Raw genomic sequence first — 15574 nt, 5'->3', positions numbered from 1 at the left:
CTCTCACCGGGCAATACGTCGAAGGGCCCCGCTGCTTGCAGCGGGGCCCTTCGACGTTGCCTCAGCCCTCGTTGTCCTGGTCTTTGTCCACAGCAGCGCTCGATGCCGCCCCCCAGATGGCATCCGCGAGCTTCTGTGCCACCTCCTTCAGCAGGGCGTCGGGCACGTGCAGGTACCGCGCGCGCATCCGTGAGGACGTGCTGGCCTCCCAGCCCATGATCTGGTCGATGACGCGGTCCGGGATGCCGAGCAGCATGAGGACGGTGGCAGCGGTGTGGCGGGCGTCATGCAGGCGCCCGTCCCGCACCCCGGCGTCACCAAGCAGCTTCTTCCAGTCGTGGTAGTCCGTGTTCGGGCTGAGCGGACCACCCAGCGGCTTCGTGAAGACGTAGTCGGACTCGGTCCACAGGCTGCGGCTGGGGGCCTTTTCTCGTCGAGCGGTCACTTTGGCCCGGGAGGATGGCGCTCTAACCCGTGGACCAGCAAAATGATGGAGTGCGGCTCTGCATCCTAGATGGGGTGGCTAGCGAATCACCCGACCTTGCATTAATGAGATCTGACGCCTAGGAGAATGGATCAAAAATGTCCGCCAGGGAGCCCCGTCCCGCAATTCCGGAAGATGTGAAGCGGGAAGTCCGCGAGAGGTGCGGATTTGGTTGCGTGCTTTGCGGTGCACCCATTTACCAGTACGACCATATGCACGAATGGTCGAAAGGAGGGGCTCACGAACCGGATAATCTGACCCTGCTTTGCGCCAGTCACCATGAAGAGAAAACCAAGAACTTGCTGCCTATCGAAAGAGTGAGGAGGGCAAACGGGAATCCATTTAATCGACCCAAAGTGGAATCACCTGCACATGTACTGCATTATTATGGGGACAGTTTCGAAGTTTTTATGGGCTCCACCCAGTTTACGCAAAGGCTTGGACTGGCAGGGGTCTGCACTCTTGTGGAGGTGAATTCTGAGCCTCTACTGAGCTTTAGGATCGACCAAGGTGGCTTGCTGGTTAGTCTTAAGTTGTGCGGACGCGACGGGTCACCCTTGGTTACGATTGTCGATAATGAACTCACTTACGCGACAGCTAGCTGGGATGTGCAATTCAAAGGGCGGGCTCTTACCGTGCGAGAGGGCAAGGGGAAGATTCGGGCTCGTTTGGCATTCGATCCTCCGCGACGGCTAAATCTACAACGGGCCCTATTTGCTCATGACGGCCTGCAGGTGGAGGTCGACCCCAATGGCATTCATGTGCCGGATCATAATATCCATCTCGGCGGGGGCCTATGGGATGGATTTTATACCAAGGGGGTCGTTGCGTACGATAAGCGACACAAGGTCGATGGCTGCGAGGGGGCATTCTTGTGTATGCCCGTGGATGAGTAACACTTCGCGGGCCACCTCGACCGTGCACAAGCGCCGTGGCAACGGGGCGCCGTTCGCGAGTGCCGGCCGGAAGTGGTGAGCGTCGTGGGGCTCCCATTCCGACCACCTTCGTCCCAGGGCAGAGCCGAGCAGTCGCGGCCCAGGGCGACAAGGCCGTTCGTACAGTGGCGCGCTCCTCCTGGCGCCCTGAACCACGCCCGCTCCACGATGTGTGGGTCGAAGGCGGATGGGGCCCCCGGCGTTGTCAGTGGTCGACGCTAGCCTGCCAGTCCACTTGGTCGGTGCGAAGTCAACCAAGTCGCCGGGGTCAGGAGCTGAGTTGAAGACTGCATCCATCTGCCAGGCCGAGGGAGCTGACTGGTCGTGTGATCGGTACTGCTACGGGAGGCAACCGCTCTGTCTAGGGCACTACAGACAGGACAGAAAAGGGAAGGCACTTGTGCCCATCAGGGTTCCCGGCGAGACCCCCAAGTGCCAAGCGGCGGGTGAGGGTTGGGAATGCTCGCGAGACGTGACTGCCAAGGGATTTTGCGATGTTCACTATAGACAAGAGAAGCAGGGTAAGCCCCTAAGGGAAATCACTCGACCTAGAGAGAAAGGGACGTGTAAGGCAGCTCTCGAAGGGTGGAAATGCGAGCAGCCTGAAAAGTCCCTTGGTTTTTGCAGCGCACATTATCGGCAGCAGAACCTAGGGCAGCCGCTAAAGCAACTCCGGATACGACAGTCAAACACGGGGACGTGTAAAGCGCTTGGGGAAGAGTGGAGCTGCGATAAGCCCAGCCGTTCGATGGGGCTGTGCTCGGGGCACTATGCTCAAGGACGCAAAGGAAGTCAGCTAAGCAGTCTGATAGCACAAGCCACCGGGCTGAGTGACCGAGAGCGAGTCGAGTGGTACCGTGATCACAGAAGCACGATATCCGAGAATGGCTGTTGGGAGGTCACGTCCACTGGGCCAAACGGGTATCGGCAAGTCCATACAAGCCGTGGAAAGATGAAGCTACTCCACGTCCTTTCGTACGAGTCATTTCATGGAACCACTTCAGGGTTTCCAGTACATCACAAGTGCGCGAAACCTGCCTGCTTCAATCCGGAACACCTACAGTTGGTTTCACAGCGCGAAAATGTGGCCGAAATGCTCGAACGGAATGCTTACATTCGGCGAATCGAGGAGCTTGAAAGCCGGGTGCACTACCTAGAGACTTTACTCGGTGAAAGAGATAACTCTGGATGAAGCGCCTGGTCCTGGCGGGAGAGCGACCAGAGCCGGGAAGCGCGATTTAATCCGTAGCTCTAGCCGGGTCGGTCAGCAGTAGACTTACCGGCCGCTACGAGGCGTTGGCGAGGCGGCGGCGGGGCCATAGAGCACCACACGGGCAGCGGACCTGGGCTAACACCCACCAGACAAGGCATCCTCCCAGCGCCGCTCGTTGTCCTGTTCCTTGTCCAGTTCGCTCACGCCCGCCTTGGTTCGCCGACGTACGCCGGCCCTCTCTGACCTGCCGAGTGGCCGTCCATGAACGCTCACGAACGGCCACTCGCACAGTTGGAAAGCGTGTTGGGGGCAACCCCTCACGAGTTCGAATCTCGTGTCCTCCGCCATTGCTCTCACCGGGCAATACGTCGAAGGCCCCCGCTGCTCGCAGTGGGGGCCTTCGACGTTAGTTGGGGCCGCCTAGTCTCATCTCCAGTCTCAACGGCGGCTGCCGGACGCCCCTTCCGCCGGACCGTCGCCGTCCTTCGCAATCTCCCAGATGAGGCCACCCACCTGTTCGGCCACGCCGCGCAGAATGCCACCCGTCACATGGTGGTACCGGGCCGCCATGGCGGTCGATGACCAACCCATGATCTGCATGACCACGCGTTCCGGCACTCCGAGGATCAGCAGCACCGTCGCGGCGGTGTGGCGTGCGTCATGGAGACGGCCGTCACGAACCTCCGCGTCCTTCAGCAGTTGCTTCCACGCGTCGTAGTCGGTGCTGGGGATGAGCGGGAGCCCGAAGGGCGGCGTGAACACGTAATCGGTCTCGTGCCACTCCTCCCCTGCCCGCCGGCGGCCCCTCGCCTGTTCCTCCCGGTGCGGGGCCAGCGGCCGGGCGAGTTCTTCCGGCAGGCCGGTGGGGCGGCGTCCCGCCTTCGACTAGGTGTTGGCTGTGTCCTCGCGTTCTTGCGGATGCGGCTCTTGCAGTGCCCGGTCTTCCGTCCGCGGTCCCCACCGCATCCGTGCAGGTACCTGGGCCGCAGCCTGTTCTTCCGGACCCGGACCAGACCCGCCGCCAAGTCCACGTCACCCCAGCGCCCCGCCCTGGCGCAGCCCGAGAACGAGGGCCACGCACCACCGGGCGCTGTTCGGGAGCTTCGCAGCCTCGCTGAGGAGCCGTTGAACCTCTTCGAGGTCGTACGGCTCGACTTCCTCCTCCTCGATCCGGGGAGGCACGGCGAGGGAGGCGACGTTGCGCGTGACGTGCCCCCCGCCGCATCGCGTGGTTGAGCGCGGTCCTCATGGTGCGGTGCGCCTGGTGAACGGTGGCCGGCTTCCTACCCCTGGCCAGCATCTTCGCGTAGAAGCGCTCCAGGTGCTCGAGCTCCATTTCTTCAGACGGTGGGCCCCCACTCCAGGGAATCAAGTGGACACGCATGGCCACCTCGTAGCCGGTGTAGGTGTTCTTCCGCACTGACGGCTTCGCGATCTCCCCCACCCAGTGGAGAAGTTACGTCTTGACGGTCCAGGCGCGTCCGGGCTTTCGCCGCTTGCCCGCATCGCGCTGATTCTCCAACTCGCATACTTAGTAGCCGACTTCGGGCTCACGCCTGCTCATGACGTGGCGCCGGTCGGGGTGCCCGTCGTCGTCGCCGGTGCCCACCGTTACGCGGCCGTGCCAGTAGCCGTCCTTACCGAAGTGATGCTCGATGACCCGTCCGGGCGCTCGGCGGCGGCCCGGCGCGGAACTTCGAGGTTATGCTCCGATTTTCATCGCGTCGGCCTTGTCGGCCGGGTCAGGATTCGTAGGCGCAGGGGTGGGACCACCCGCCATCGAACCGCGGGCGCGCGTGAGCGCATCTTTCACTCGCGGAGTATGCGCGTCGATACCTCTGGAAGCCGCGCAGATCACCGCTCCCACCATGATGAAGCCGAAGGAGACGATCCCGAGTTGCAGGATGATCAGGAGGTGGAGGCTCGTACTGACAGCCGCAGCAAGCGCCTGCCGGGACCCGCGCCGCAGTAGGAGAAACGCGATCAGGGACTCTCCGAGAATCGTTCCCCATGCGGACAGGAGGGCAATGAGGGTAACGCCCGTCGCCCAGCGGAAGAGATCGGCGAAAAGGCCGCCTGCGCCGAAGTTCTCCATGCGTGCGACATAGTATGTCGCACTGCCTTCCGCCCACTGGTCGACGGGCAACTTCGCCAGAGCGCTGTTGAGGTAGATGTACGCGACCTGAATGCGCACACCCCACCAGCCGGCCCAGGCGATGCCCTGCCAGACCGATCCCTTCCCCTCGCGGTTGTCCGACTTCTGCCAATGCCACGTCCGCTTGTCGTTGGCGCACGCCAGAACGAGGAAGAAGGTGACGACCTGTGCGACGGCGTCGCCACCGTCGGGCAGTGATATCGACTGTCCGACAGAAAGGGACGCCCAGAAATGCAGTACCGTCGTATAGCGGGGAAGAAAGCCGCTCGCGACTATCAGGAGAAAAGCCAGGATTAGAAGGCTGAGGAATTGTCGATCCGTGGAGTCGGCCAGGCAGTACAACGAGAGAGCCTGGGCCGGCGTTGAGCAGTCGACCTTTATCTCGTCCGCGCCCACCGGAACGAAGAGGTAGGACGCCGGCGTGAAGATCATGATCGACGCCTGGGCAAGCGCGATCATCGACCTTCCCGCGCCGAGCGCACGGGACTCGGCGGGGAAGCTCCTGAGAGCCCGTTCCATCGAAGTGGCTATTTTCTTCGTGAGCACTTCGCCTCCACAAGAGCAGCCTTCTTGTCGAGACGCCACCCCTCGTACTTGTCACGGAACTTCCACGGGACAGGCCTCGTCTCCACGAGCACCAATCTCCCGCAAAGGGTGGGGACCGGCGACGAGTTCGTGACAGAGACAGGCGCCGAAGACCCGGCGACCACCGCTGGACAATCCCCTTCCGTCTCCTCGCAGTCCTCCCACTCCCGCACCTGATTCGCCATGCTGGCTACCTCGGGTCCTTGGGCACGCTGACGTCGCGTGAGGCCGTAGAGGTTGTCCGAGCGCGAGTTGGGTAACCGCGCCGCATAGCCGACACCGTCGTCAGACACGACGTACGGGACGAACTCCGGATCATTCGGAGGTTTCGTGAAGAATGCCCAACTCTGGGGCAGAAACCTTGCTGACAGGGACCGGAGATCACCCCCGTCGCGTGTGGAGAGCACGTTGCTCGGGAGTGAGAAGAAGATCGATCCAGCCAGCAGAACTCCAACCAGGAGAATGCCGCCCGTAGCGGAGACCAGAGCCGGTACCGAGCGAATCGACTCGGCCCCTTCCCTCCCGGTGGTCCGCTCGTCGGCGTTCCGCTCGGTGGTCGCCGGGCCGTGACTCACGTCAGCGCAGAGGTGAGGGCTTCGACGAACGCGTCCCGCTCGATACCCGAGCCGGTCGGGCTGCCGTCCTCCAGATACCACGTGACGACCACGAGGGTCGCCAGGGCGTTGGTGGCAACCCCGGCATTCGTGTACGCGACGGCGTTGGCGGCACCCACGGCGTTGACGTAAATGGCCACGTTCGCGCCCATCCAGAACCAGCCGGCCGGCTGCGCCTCGCCGTTGGGCGCCGGCTCGGCGTTCTCCTCGATCCACTTGTTGAAGGAGATCGAGAAGTCACGGAGAGCCGCGTCGACGCGCACGGGGTCGCCGGAATAGAACGGCACCGCCACCTTCTCGTGGAACCCGGGGTGAGCAGTCAGGAACTGCGTGATGATCCGGTTCAGTGCCTTTTCGTCGGTGTGCGGCTTGTCGGGGTTGAATCCGAGCATCCGCTTCAGCTCGGGGTGCGCGTCCGCGATCGGTCCCTGGGCGGCGAGCAGCAGTTGGAGAAGCTCGGCATCGGTGTACTTGACGGCTCCCCGCGCCGTCACCTTGAGCTGCGCCTTACCCGGCGCGGAAGCTTCGCGCCCGTCGGCGGCGAAGGCAGTCTGGGTGGTGACACCGCCCGCCACGAGGATGGCGCCGGCCGCCACCGCGGCGACCGTGTTTCCCGGTTTGAACTTCACGTTGCCCTCCGTCATACAGCTCGGCGTGAGCCGGGCTATCTGTCTGAACGACCGACTGCACGTGCGGCCGCATTCGCCTTGATCGCTGCTGCGGTGATAAGTGCGAGAACTCCTGCCAGCCCGGCCGACGGAACGATGATGACAGTCGCATTCACGGTATCGCTCAGCGTGAATGCCAGGCCGAGTGCCAGTGAAACGGCTCCTGTGGCATAGGCGGTCAGGAAGGTTACCGTCAGCATCGGAGCCGCTGAGGTGTGCCCTGCCTGCCATGCACGGTCGGAAGACATCGTCGCCTTGGTCCGGATTCCGATCGCTGAATTACGTTGGATGCTGCCGCTCGCAACCTGGCTCTTCATGTAGTGAATCACCGCGCCCAGCGTCAGCAATCCCGCGCCGAAAGTGAATCCCGCGACCGGATCCATTGCCTTTCCTCCAAGAACGTAGATATCGGCGCTCCCCGTTCGAAGACGCCTCCCCCCACCGGCAGGGATCAGATCGCCTGCCCACACGCCAAGTCCTCCCCCATTCCCCCCGCATATACCCGAACCGCAATCGGGCAGTGCAGCATTGAGACAGTAATGCAATCGTTTTGGACAGGTAAAGATCGATTCAAGACGCCCTCTGTAGGTGAATGGCTCATTCCGGGTGTTTACGTCCTCCGCTGACTCGGGTAAAAGGCCCGGTTCGCGCTGGGGGACCAGGCTCTGGTCACCGAGCCGACGCCGCCGGCGTCGGGTAGGGGCCGTGACCAAGAGGAACGACGGCCTCCGCACGGTCGGGGAGCCGCCGCGGGTGTGCGCCGACGACATCGGCGTATCCCGCAGGACGGTCGAGGACGGGCGCTGGGTGTCCTCGCGCTGGCTCCAGGAGAAACGGAAAGGCGCCATCTCGCACCCCGTCCACAAGATCCTTGCGTTGATCCCGGACGACGAAGAGCGGTGGGGCGGTTGTGGACGCCCCCTTCAACTCGCGCTCGGGCCGCGGGCAGTGGACTACGAACGGGGCGAAACGCCTGGTCGGGCAGCAGGTCGACCGTCCGCCGCTCGATCGCCAGGGCCCGTGGGGCCGCCGACTGGCTTGAGCGCGATCGACACCGGCGCGTTCACCCCTGGACGAGCAGCTCGCCCAGCTACGCAAGCGCGACTGACCCATGGCTCGCCGCCCTCGTGGCGGAGAGCCGGACCGCCCGCTGAGCGAGCACGCGCACGCGCACGCGCACTACGGCGAGCTGGTCCGCGTCGCGCTGATGGAAGCCGGACCGGCCGGAATATGGAAGCCGGACCGGCCGGAACGCCGGCCACGCGGATGGTCGCCGTCACTCGCCTGTCCCCGTCAGCCTCGATGCCCCGGGTGCGGCCGACGGGAACACCTGATCCCAGCCCCGCCAGAAGGGTTGACCGTACCGAAGGGACCGCCGGGTAGACGGTCTCGGTTCTGGTCTCGTTCACGCCGCCCGACGCCGTTCGATGCCGTCCGACGCCTTTCGAGAGGGTCGCCGTCCTCGGCTGCGCGCAGTCTGGACGCCCGCGTCCCCCGCCGGGCCCCCAGGCGACCCTGCGGAAAGCGTGTGTGGGGGGGGCGACCCCTCACGAGTTCGGGTCTCGTACCCTCCGCCTCCCCTTGACCGGGGGCCCGGACCCCTGAACGGTCCGGGCCCTCGTCGTTCCGGGCCGCATACGATGCGCGAGTGGGGAAGCGACGCGGGCCGGTGGGGCGGCAGTTGGTGGCGGCGGTGGCTGTGGCGCTGGTGCTGACCCACCTGCTGAAGGGGGTCGGGCGGGTCGCCGCGGAGCCGGTGGTGGGGGCGGCGGTGGTGGTGGTCTGCCTCGTACTGGTGGGTTTGCAGTCGCGGCACACCCGGAAACTTCCCGGATGGACCGGACAGGCCCCGTGGACCCGGTGGCCCCGGCGGCCCGGACAGGACCGGTGGCCCCGGTGGCCCGGACAGGACCGGTGGCCCCGATGGCCCGGACAGGACCGGTGGCCCCGATGGCCCGGGTGGGCCGTCGTGGAAGTGACGGCCGGGTTCCTCGCGGTGGGGCCGCTCGGGGTCTCGGCCGGGCTGCTGTGCCTGCCGGTGGCCTCCCTGCTGGTGGAGCGGCGTCGGCTGCTGCTGGCCCTGCTGGTGGCGGGGGCGGCGCTGGTGGAGGCGGGCCGGGCCCCGGGGGTGCGGGAGGCCGTCGACCTGCTGCTGACGGTCGCCCTGGGCGGCACCATGCTCTACGCCGTGACCACGCTGGCGCTGCTGGCGGGCCGGGTCCACGACACGCGGCTGGAACTCGCGGCCTCCGCGGTCACCGGTGAGCGGCTGCGCATCGCGTCCACGATGGGGACGGGGCTGGACACGGGCATGGCCGCGATCCGGGAGGCGGCCGGGCGCGGGGACCCGTCGGAGCTGGACGGGTTGATCGGCGTGGCCCGCCGGACGCTGGCGGCGGTCCGTGCCGCCGCCGCCGAGCTGCGCAGCCTCTCGCTGGCGCCGGAGGCGGCGAGCGCCCGCGCCCTGCTGGGTTCGGCGGGCGTCGCGGCCGAGCTGCGGATCGGGCACCGCGAGCCGCTGGGCCCGGCCGGGACGGTGCTGGCGACGGTGCTGCGGGAGGCGGTCACCGCGGTGGTGCGGGTCGGGGACGCCCGGCGGTGCGAGGTCTCGACCGAGGAACGGGCCGGGCGGGTGGTGCTGCGGGTGGTCAACGACGGCGTGCCGACGGCGGCGCTCGGCGCGGACCTGCTCGACGGACTGGCGGGGCGGGTGCGCGCGGTCGGCGGCCGGCTGACGGCGGGACTGGAGGCCGACGGGCGCTTCGCGGTGGAGGCGTCGGTGCCCGCGACGCCGGCCGCGCCGGCCGTGGACCCGCCGGAGCTGCGGACCGCCCTCGCCCTGTACTGGTTCGTGCTCGCCGTGTTCTGCGCCAGGGCGTTGATGTTCGTCCCCGGCCCCCGGCTGGTCCTCGGCGCGGGATGCGCGGCGGTCTTCTGTGCCTTCCAGGTCCGCTTCTCGATCCGGGACGCGAGGCGGCACGCCCGCGCCGCGCTGCTCGCCTCCGCGGTGCTGGCACTGCTGCCGCTCCCCTGGCTGGGGCACAACTGGATCGGCGCGGCCGGCATCCTGGCCGGCTCGCTGCTGATCGCCCTGCCGCCGCGCGCGGGCGCGGCGCTGGCCGGCGCGGTGGCGCTGTCCGCCGCGGTCATCAGTGGCGGCGGCGCGGCCGCGGTGCCGCTGACCGCCGTGAGCGTGCTGATCACCTGCGTGGTGGTGTACGCGGTGCTTCGCCTGGTCCGGCTGGTGCGGGAGCTGGAGCGGACGGCGGACGGGCGGGCGCGGGCCGCCGTCGTCGCCGAGCGGCTGCGCGCCGCCCGGGACCTGCACGACCTGCTCGGGCACGGTCTGACCGCGATCCTGCTCAAGGCCGAGCTGGCCCGGCGGCTGGCGGACACCGATCCGGTCCGCTGCCGGGCCGAGCTGGCGGACATCGTGCGGCTGGCCGAACGCGGCCGGGCCGAGCTGGGGACGATGGCCGCTGACGGCCCCCGGCTGTCCTTCACCGCCGAACTGGCCTCGGCGGCAACCATCCTGGGGGCCGCGGGGATCACGGTGGAATCGGAGGACGGACCGCTGCCGGACGCGGTGGGAGGCGTCCTGTCCGTGGTGCTGCGCGAGGCCGTCACCAACGTCCTGCGGCACAGCCGGGCCCGGTACGTGCGGATCGCCGTCTCGGCGGCCGAGGAGGTGGCGCGGCTGGAGGTGGAGAACGACGGCGTCGGGGCGGACGTCACCGCGCCCGGCTCCGGGATCGGCGGGCTGACGGTCCGGCTGGCCGGAGCGGGCGGCACCCTGACCGCCGGACCGGACGACGGCTGGTACCTGCTGCGGGCCGAGGTGCCGCTGCGTTGAGCCGCGCGGGGGCGGGCGGCGGTCAGAGCCAGCCGGCCTCGCGGGCGATCCGGACGGCGTCCGTGCGGTTGCGGGCGTTCAGCTTGCCGACGACCGCGGTCAGGACGTTGCGCACCGTGCCGGTGGACAGGTGCAGGCGCGCGGCGATCTCGGGAGGCTCGGCGCCGCCGGCCAGTTCGCGCAGGACGTCGTTCTCGCGGGGGGTGAGGGGGTTGTCCGCCAGGTCCCAGGCCGCGACGGCCAGGGCCGGGTCCAGCACCCTTCCTCCGGCGGCCACCCGGCGGATGGCCGCGACCAGTTCGGCGGGCGGCGCGGTCTTCAGCAGGAAGCCGTCGACCTTCGCGTCCAGCGCCCGGCGGAGCAGCCCGGGACGGCCCAGCGAGGTCAGCATCAACGTCCGGCAGTCCGGCAGCTTCTCCTTCAGCGCGGCGGCCGCCTGCAGGCCGTCCGTCCGGCCCAGCATCTCGATGTCCAGGACCGCCACGTCGGGGTGGAAGACCAGCGCCCGGGGCAGCACGTCGTCCGCCGAGTCCGTCTCCGCGACGACTTCCAGGTCGGGTTCCAGCCCGAGGAGCGCCACCAGTGCCCCGCGCACCACGTGCTGGTCCTCGGCCAGCAGGAGTCTGATCATGGCCCGACCCTACCCGTGACGACGTCACGGGTGCCGCGTGATCCCTTCCCTGGGAAGGGAGTTCGCGGGCCGGGAGGCTGGAGGCATGAGCGAAGCGATCACGTTGGACGCCGTGAGCAAGGTCTACGGCAAGGGGCGCGGCGCGGTCGCCGCGCTGCGGGAGGTGACGGTGCGGCTGCCGAAGGGGGGTTTCACCGCGGTGATGGGGCCGTCCGGTTCGGGCAAGAGCACCTTCCTGCACTGCGCGGCGGGCCTGGACCGCCCGACCGCCGGGACGGTCCGGCTCGGCGACACCGACCTGTCCCGGCTGAGCGAGCGGGAACTGACCGAACTACGGCGCGACCGCGCGGGGTTCGTGTTCCAGTCCTTCAATCTGGTCTCCGCGCTGACCGTCGAGCAGAACATCACCCTGCCGCTGCGGCTGGCCGGGCGGCGGACCGACGCCGGACGGCTGGCGGGACTCGTCCGCCGGGTGGGCCTGCAGGAGCGTACCGGCCACCGGCCGGGCCAGCTGTCCGGCGGCCAGCAGCAGCGGGTGGCGATCGCCCGTGCGCTGATCTCGGATCCCGAGGTGGTGTTCGCCGACGAACCCACCGGGGCGCTCGACACGATGACGGCTCGTGAGGTGCTGGTCCTGCTGCGGCAGACCGTCGACGAGTCCGGCCAGACCCTCGTCATGGTCACCCACGACCCGGTCGCCGCCTCCTACGCCGACGAGGTGCTGTTCCTGGCCGACGGACGGGTCGTCGACACCATGGCCGGACCGACCGCCGCCAAGGTCGCCGACCGCATGATCCGGCTGGGGGCGTGGAACCGATGATGCTGGGACTCGCCCTCGCCACCCTCCGGCACCGCCGGGCCGGGTTCGCCGGCGCCTTCGTCGCCCTGTTCTGTGCCGCGGCCCTGATCTGCGGCTGCGGGACGCTGCTGGTCACCGGCCTGGTCGGCACCGTCCGGCCGGAGCGCTACGCGGCCGCGCCGATCCTCGTGTCCGGCGACCAGGAGGTGCGCGCCGTCGTGCACAAGGGCAAGGGGAAGGTCAAGGAGAAGGCCAAGCCGATCGCGGACCGCGCCTGGGTGCCGGCCGGCCTCGCGCAGCGTATCGCGGCGCTGCCTTCGGTGCGGGCCGTCGCCACCGAGGTGACCTTCCCGGCGCTGCTGTCCGGCGGCCCGGACAGCGGTTCGTGGGGCCACGGCTGGGAGTCCGCGCCGTTGGCCGGTCCCGCCCTGGCCGCCGGCCGCGCGCCCGCCGCCGACGACGAGGTGGTCGTCGACGCGGACACCGCGGCCCGGACGCACCTGTCGCCCGGCTCCGCCACGGTCGTCCGGGTTCCCTCGGGAACGCTGGGCGTGCGGGTGGTCGGGGTCACCGCGCGGGGCTTCGACAGCCAGGCCGCGGTCTTCTTCACCACCGGCCGGGCCCGTCAACTGGCCGGACACGAGGGCCTGGTCAGCGCGATCGGCGTCTTCCCGTCCGCGCCGACGGCCGCCGCCGACGTCCGGGCGCTGCTGGCCGGTGACCCGGGCGCGGTGGTCCGCACCGGCGAGGACCGCGGGCGTGCGGAGTTCCCGGACGCCGCCGGGGCCGGGGTGCGCCTGGTCAGCATGGGCGCCGTACTGGCCGGCACCTCGCTGCTGGTCGCCCTGCTGATCGTGGTCGGCACCTTCGGCCTGTCGGTCCAGCAGCGGCAACGGGAGATCGCGGTGTTGCGGGCGGTGGCCGCGACTGGGCGGCAGGTCCGGCGGATGATCGGCGGCGAGGCGCTGGTGCTCGGCCTGTCCGCCGGGATTCCGGGTGCCGCCGCCGGTCTGCCGCTGGGCGGTTGGCTGCACGGCCGGTTCGTCGCTCTTGACGTCGTCCCGGCGAACCTGCCCGTGGTGCTCTCGCCCTTCCCGGCGCTGGCCGCGGCGGTCGTCACCTCGCTGGCCGCCTGGGTCGCGGCCCGGGTCTCGGCGCGGCGGGCGACCGCGATCAGGCCGGTCGAGGCGCTCGGCGAGGCGGAGACGAAGCCGCCGGGCCTGGCCCCGGTCCGGATCGTTTTCGGGGTGCTGGCCACCGTCGGCGCGGCCGTGCTGACCGCCCTGCTGACCGTCCTGCACTCCGACCAGGCGTCGACGCCGGTCTGCTTCCTCGCCGTCCTGCTGTGGTGCACGGCGCTCTCGCTGCTCGGCCCGCTGGTGGCCCGAGCCGGGACGGCCGTACTGTCCCTGCCGCTGCGGGCGTCCCGGATCGGCGGCTGGCTCGCCGTCCGACACCTGCGGGCCGGGGCGCACCGGCTGGCGTCGGTGGTCGTGCCGCTGACCCTGTTGATCGCGATGGCCTGCACCATCCTGTTCACCCAGACCACCACCGAGCACGCGGCCGCCGCCCAGCGCGAGCAGGGCAACACCGCCGACTTCGTGGTCGGCCCGCGCGCTCCGGCCTCCGCCGCCGAGGCGCTCACCGCGGTGCCGGGCGTCCGGACGGTGACCCGGGTCCTGCACAGTCAGGTCCGGGACGGGCTCACCAAGCGCAGCGCGCAGGCCGTCACCCCCGGGCGGCTGGCCGACACCCTGGACCTCGGCGTCACCGCCGGCGACCTCGGCCGGCTGGCGGACGACACCGTGGCGGCCGCGGACGGGCTGGGCTACCGGCTCGGCCAGCGAATCCGGCTGACCCTCGCCGACGGCACCCCGGCGCAGGTGACGGTGGTCGCGCTGTACGGCCGCGGCCTCGGCTTCGGGGACCTCACCCTCGCGCACCATTTGGTCGCCGCCCACGTCGACGTACCGCTGGACGACGAACTGCTGGTCCGCGGCGACGGTCTGACCCGGCGCTCGCTCACCGCCGCCCTGCGCGACGACCCCGGGCTCGGGGTGCTCGACCGGGCCTCCGCCGCCGCGACGAACCGGTCCGGTGCGCAGATCGGCTACGTCACGCTCGGGCTGATCATCACCTTCGTGGCCATCGCGGTCGTGAACACCCTGGCCATGGGCATCGCCGACCGCCGACGCGAGTTCGGCGCGCTGTCCCTGGCCGGTGCCACCCGCCGCCAGATCCGGCGGATGCTCGGCTGGGAGACCACGGTCGCCGTCACCCTCGCCCTCGTGTTCGGCCTGGCCGTCGCCCTCGCGGTGCTCACCACCTACGCCGAGGGCATCACGCGCGGCACCGCCGGAGTGGCCGTCCCCGTCCCCGAACTCGCCCTGACGCTCCTCGGCGCGGCCTCCCTCGCCGCCCTCGGCACCTGGCTTCCCGCCCGCACCGCCCTGCGGGGGCCGCACCGCCGGGCCTGACGGGCCCCTGCCGGGCGGCACGGACCGGTTCGCCGCCGTCCCCTGACACCTCCGCTCGCATCGAGCGCCGCCCAGGAGGCGTTGGTGCCCGGTCCGCGCGAAGGCCCCGGCCGGGAACCGGCCGGGGCCTTCGGTGTTCTGTGTCCCGTCCTGTCCCCTCCTGTCCGCTCCTGTCCCCTCCTGTCCGCTCCTGTCCTGTCCTGTACGCGGAAATGGGGGAGCGTGAGGTGGGGGGCGCGGTGACGTCCGTCCTGGCACGGCACGCGCCCGCGGCGGCGCTGCCGCGTTCCGGTCCCTTCGTGCGCCCGGCGGTCAACGCCCCGCGAACACCCACCGGTTGGCGGCCAGGGCGTCGTCCGGTTCCCTTCGGGGGCCGCGGCCGTGGTGGTCCGTGTAGTCGAAGGGGGTGCGGACCTTCGTGTGCCAGCCGCGGGTGGTGAGGTCGTGCGCGGAGTCGGGGCGGGGGTCCGGGTCGAAGAGGGTCAGCAGGTGGACGCCGATCCGGTCGCGGGCCGCCCGGTAGACCGGGGAGTCGCGGACGGCGGGGGTCTCCGTGCCGTACTTCACCTCGTAGACCAGGCTGCTTCCGGGGGCGCTGTGGGCGTCGATCGTGTCGATCAGGCGGCGTTCGGCGGCCGAGGGCAGGTAGAGGAGCAGTCCTTCCGCGATCCAGGCGGTGGGGCGGGTGGCGTCGAACCCGGCCGCGCTCAGGGCCGGGACCCAGTCGCCCCGCAGGTCGGTGGCGACCGTCACCCGCCGGGCCCGGGGGCGCGCGTCGAGGGCGTCCAGGGTGTGCTGCTTGAAGTCGAGGACGTCCGGCCGGTCGATCTCGAAGACGGCGCAGTCGCCGGGCAGCGGGAGCCGGTAGACGCGGGTGTCCAGTCCGGCGCCGAGCAGGACCACCTGGCGCGCCCCCGCCGCGGTCGCTCTCAGCAGGCTGTCGTCGAAGACCCGGGTGCGCAGTCCGAAGTAGCGCCCGAGTCTGCCCCACAGCGGGTCCGACTCGCCGCCCGGCACCTGCGCCGGGTGCACCGGCCACGTCGAGCAGGCCGGGGCCGCGCGGACGAAGTGCCGCGCGTACGCGTCCTGGACGAGGGCGTCGGGACGGCCCGTCTCGACGGCCCTCGCCGCGGCGACCATGAGCGCGGTCAGGGCGACGC

General features: G+C 69.6%; 14 protein-coding genes and 1 pseudogene. 6 read left to right on the top strand and 9 right to left on the bottom strand.

Going from position 1 to position 15574, the window contains the following annotated elements:
* Nucleotides 1-61: 61 nt before the first annotated feature.
* Nucleotides 62-445: pseudogene (locus tag ACFYMP_RS24455) on the bottom strand (tyrosine-type recombinase/integrase); the annotation flags it as partial.
* 137 nt (nucleotides 446-582) lie between these two features.
* Here ACFYMP_RS24455 and ACFYMP_RS24450 point away from each other — a divergent pair.
* Together ACFYMP_RS24450 and ACFYMP_RS24445 are read left to right on the top strand one after the other, a co-directional pair.
* Nucleotides 583-1380: an HNH endonuclease gene (locus ACFYMP_RS24450; RefSeq protein ID WP_388861475.1), complete on the top strand. Its 798-nt coding sequence runs from the start codon at nucleotides 583-585 to the stop codon at nucleotides 1378-1380.
* Nucleotides 1381-1606: 226 nt separating this feature from the next.
* A complete protein-coding gene (locus ACFYMP_RS24445) occupies nucleotides 1607-2611 on the top strand; it encodes an HNH endonuclease signature motif containing protein (protein WP_388861473.1) in 1005 nt (334 codons plus the stop codon).
* A 459-nt stretch (nucleotides 2612-3070) separates the two neighbouring features.
* On the opposite strand, the gene ACFYMP_RS24440 is transcribed toward ACFYMP_RS24445, so the two are convergent.
* From ACFYMP_RS24440 to ACFYMP_RS24415, 6 genes are all read right to left on the bottom strand, one after another.
* Nucleotides 3071-3394 (bottom strand): tyrosine-type recombinase/integrase, encoded by a 324-nt coding sequence (locus tag ACFYMP_RS24440; RefSeq protein ID WP_388861471.1) that lies wholly within the window; start codon nucleotides 3392-3394, stop codon nucleotides 3071-3073.
* Nucleotides 3395-3664: 270 nt separating this feature from the next.
* A complete protein-coding gene (locus ACFYMP_RS24435) occupies nucleotides 3665-3814 on the bottom strand; it encodes a hypothetical protein (RefSeq protein WP_388861469.1) in 150 nt (49 codons plus the stop codon).
* A 520-nt stretch (nucleotides 3815-4334) separates the two neighbouring features.
* The gene (locus tag ACFYMP_RS24430; protein ID WP_388861467.1) at nucleotides 4335-5333 is read right to left on the bottom strand and encodes a sporulation-delaying protein SdpB family protein; all 999 of its coding nucleotides are present in this window, start codon (nucleotides 5331-5333) and stop codon (nucleotides 4335-4337) included.
* Nucleotides 5315-5779 (bottom strand): SdpA family antimicrobial peptide system protein, encoded by a 465-nt coding sequence (locus ACFYMP_RS24425; RefSeq protein WP_388861560.1) that lies wholly within the window; start codon nucleotides 5777-5779, stop codon nucleotides 5315-5317. The genes ACFYMP_RS24430 and ACFYMP_RS24425 overlap by 19 nt, the downstream gene beginning before the upstream one ends.
* 164 nt (nucleotides 5780-5943) lie before the next feature.
* Complete coding sequence (locus ACFYMP_RS24420) at nucleotides 5944-6615, bottom strand: hypothetical protein (protein WP_388861465.1); 672 nt, start codon at nucleotides 6613-6615, stop codon at nucleotides 5944-5946.
* Nucleotides 6616-6650: 35 nt separating this feature from the next.
* Nucleotides 6651-7037, bottom strand: coding sequence for an SdpI family protein (locus ACFYMP_RS24415; RefSeq protein WP_388861463.1), 387 nt, complete (start codon nucleotides 7035-7037; stop codon nucleotides 6651-6653).
* A gap of 527 nt (nucleotides 7038-7564) precedes the next feature.
* Between ACFYMP_RS24415 and ACFYMP_RS24410 the strand changes: the two genes are divergently transcribed.
* Together ACFYMP_RS24410 and ACFYMP_RS24405 are read left to right on the top strand one after the other, a co-directional pair.
* The gene (locus tag ACFYMP_RS24410) at nucleotides 7565-7696 is read left to right on the top strand and encodes a DUF6192 family protein (protein ID WP_388861461.1); all 132 of its coding nucleotides are present in this window, start codon (nucleotides 7565-7567) and stop codon (nucleotides 7694-7696) included.
* Between the two features lie 606 nt (nucleotides 7697-8302).
* The gene (locus tag ACFYMP_RS24405) at nucleotides 8303-10507 is read left to right on the top strand and encodes a histidine kinase (RefSeq protein ID WP_388861459.1); all 2205 of its coding nucleotides are present in this window, start codon (nucleotides 8303-8305) and stop codon (nucleotides 10505-10507) included.
* Nucleotides 10508-10529: 22 nt separating this feature from the next.
* Here the strand turns inward: ACFYMP_RS24405 and ACFYMP_RS24400 are convergent, their stop codons facing one another.
* Nucleotides 10530-11138 (bottom strand): DNA-binding response regulator, encoded by a 609-nt coding sequence (locus ACFYMP_RS24400; protein ID WP_388861457.1) that lies wholly within the window; start codon nucleotides 11136-11138, stop codon nucleotides 10530-10532.
* Between the two features lie 85 nt (nucleotides 11139-11223).
* Here ACFYMP_RS24400 and ACFYMP_RS24395 point away from each other — a divergent pair, with 85 nt between their 5' ends.
* Both ACFYMP_RS24395 and ACFYMP_RS24390 read left to right on the top strand, forming a co-directional pair.
* Nucleotides 11224-11958, top strand: a complete 735-nt coding sequence (locus ACFYMP_RS24395) for an ABC transporter ATP-binding protein (protein WP_388861455.1) — start codon at nucleotides 11224-11226, stop codon at nucleotides 11956-11958.
* A complete protein-coding gene (locus ACFYMP_RS24390) occupies nucleotides 11958-14414 on the top strand; it encodes an ABC transporter permease (protein ID WP_388861453.1) in 2457 nt (818 codons plus the stop codon). Before ACFYMP_RS24395 ends, ACFYMP_RS24390 begins: the two co-directional genes overlap by 1 nt.
* A gap of 312 nt (nucleotides 14415-14726) precedes the next feature.
* Here ACFYMP_RS24390 and ACFYMP_RS24385 read toward each other — a convergent pair whose 3' ends face one another.
* Entirely contained in the window at nucleotides 14727-15554 is an 828-nt protein-coding gene (locus tag ACFYMP_RS24385) for an SAM-dependent methyltransferase (protein WP_388861558.1), read from the bottom strand.
* Nucleotides 15555-15574: the final 20 nt, after the last annotated feature.

The sequence above is a fragment of the Streptomyces sp. NPDC007088 genome (genome assembly GCF_042869355.1).
Lineage (GTDB): Bacteria > Actinomycetota > Actinomycetes > Streptomycetales > Streptomycetaceae > Streptomyces.
Note: the sequence above shows the minus strand (reverse complement) of the source record. Positions and strands in the feature narration are given on the sequence as shown.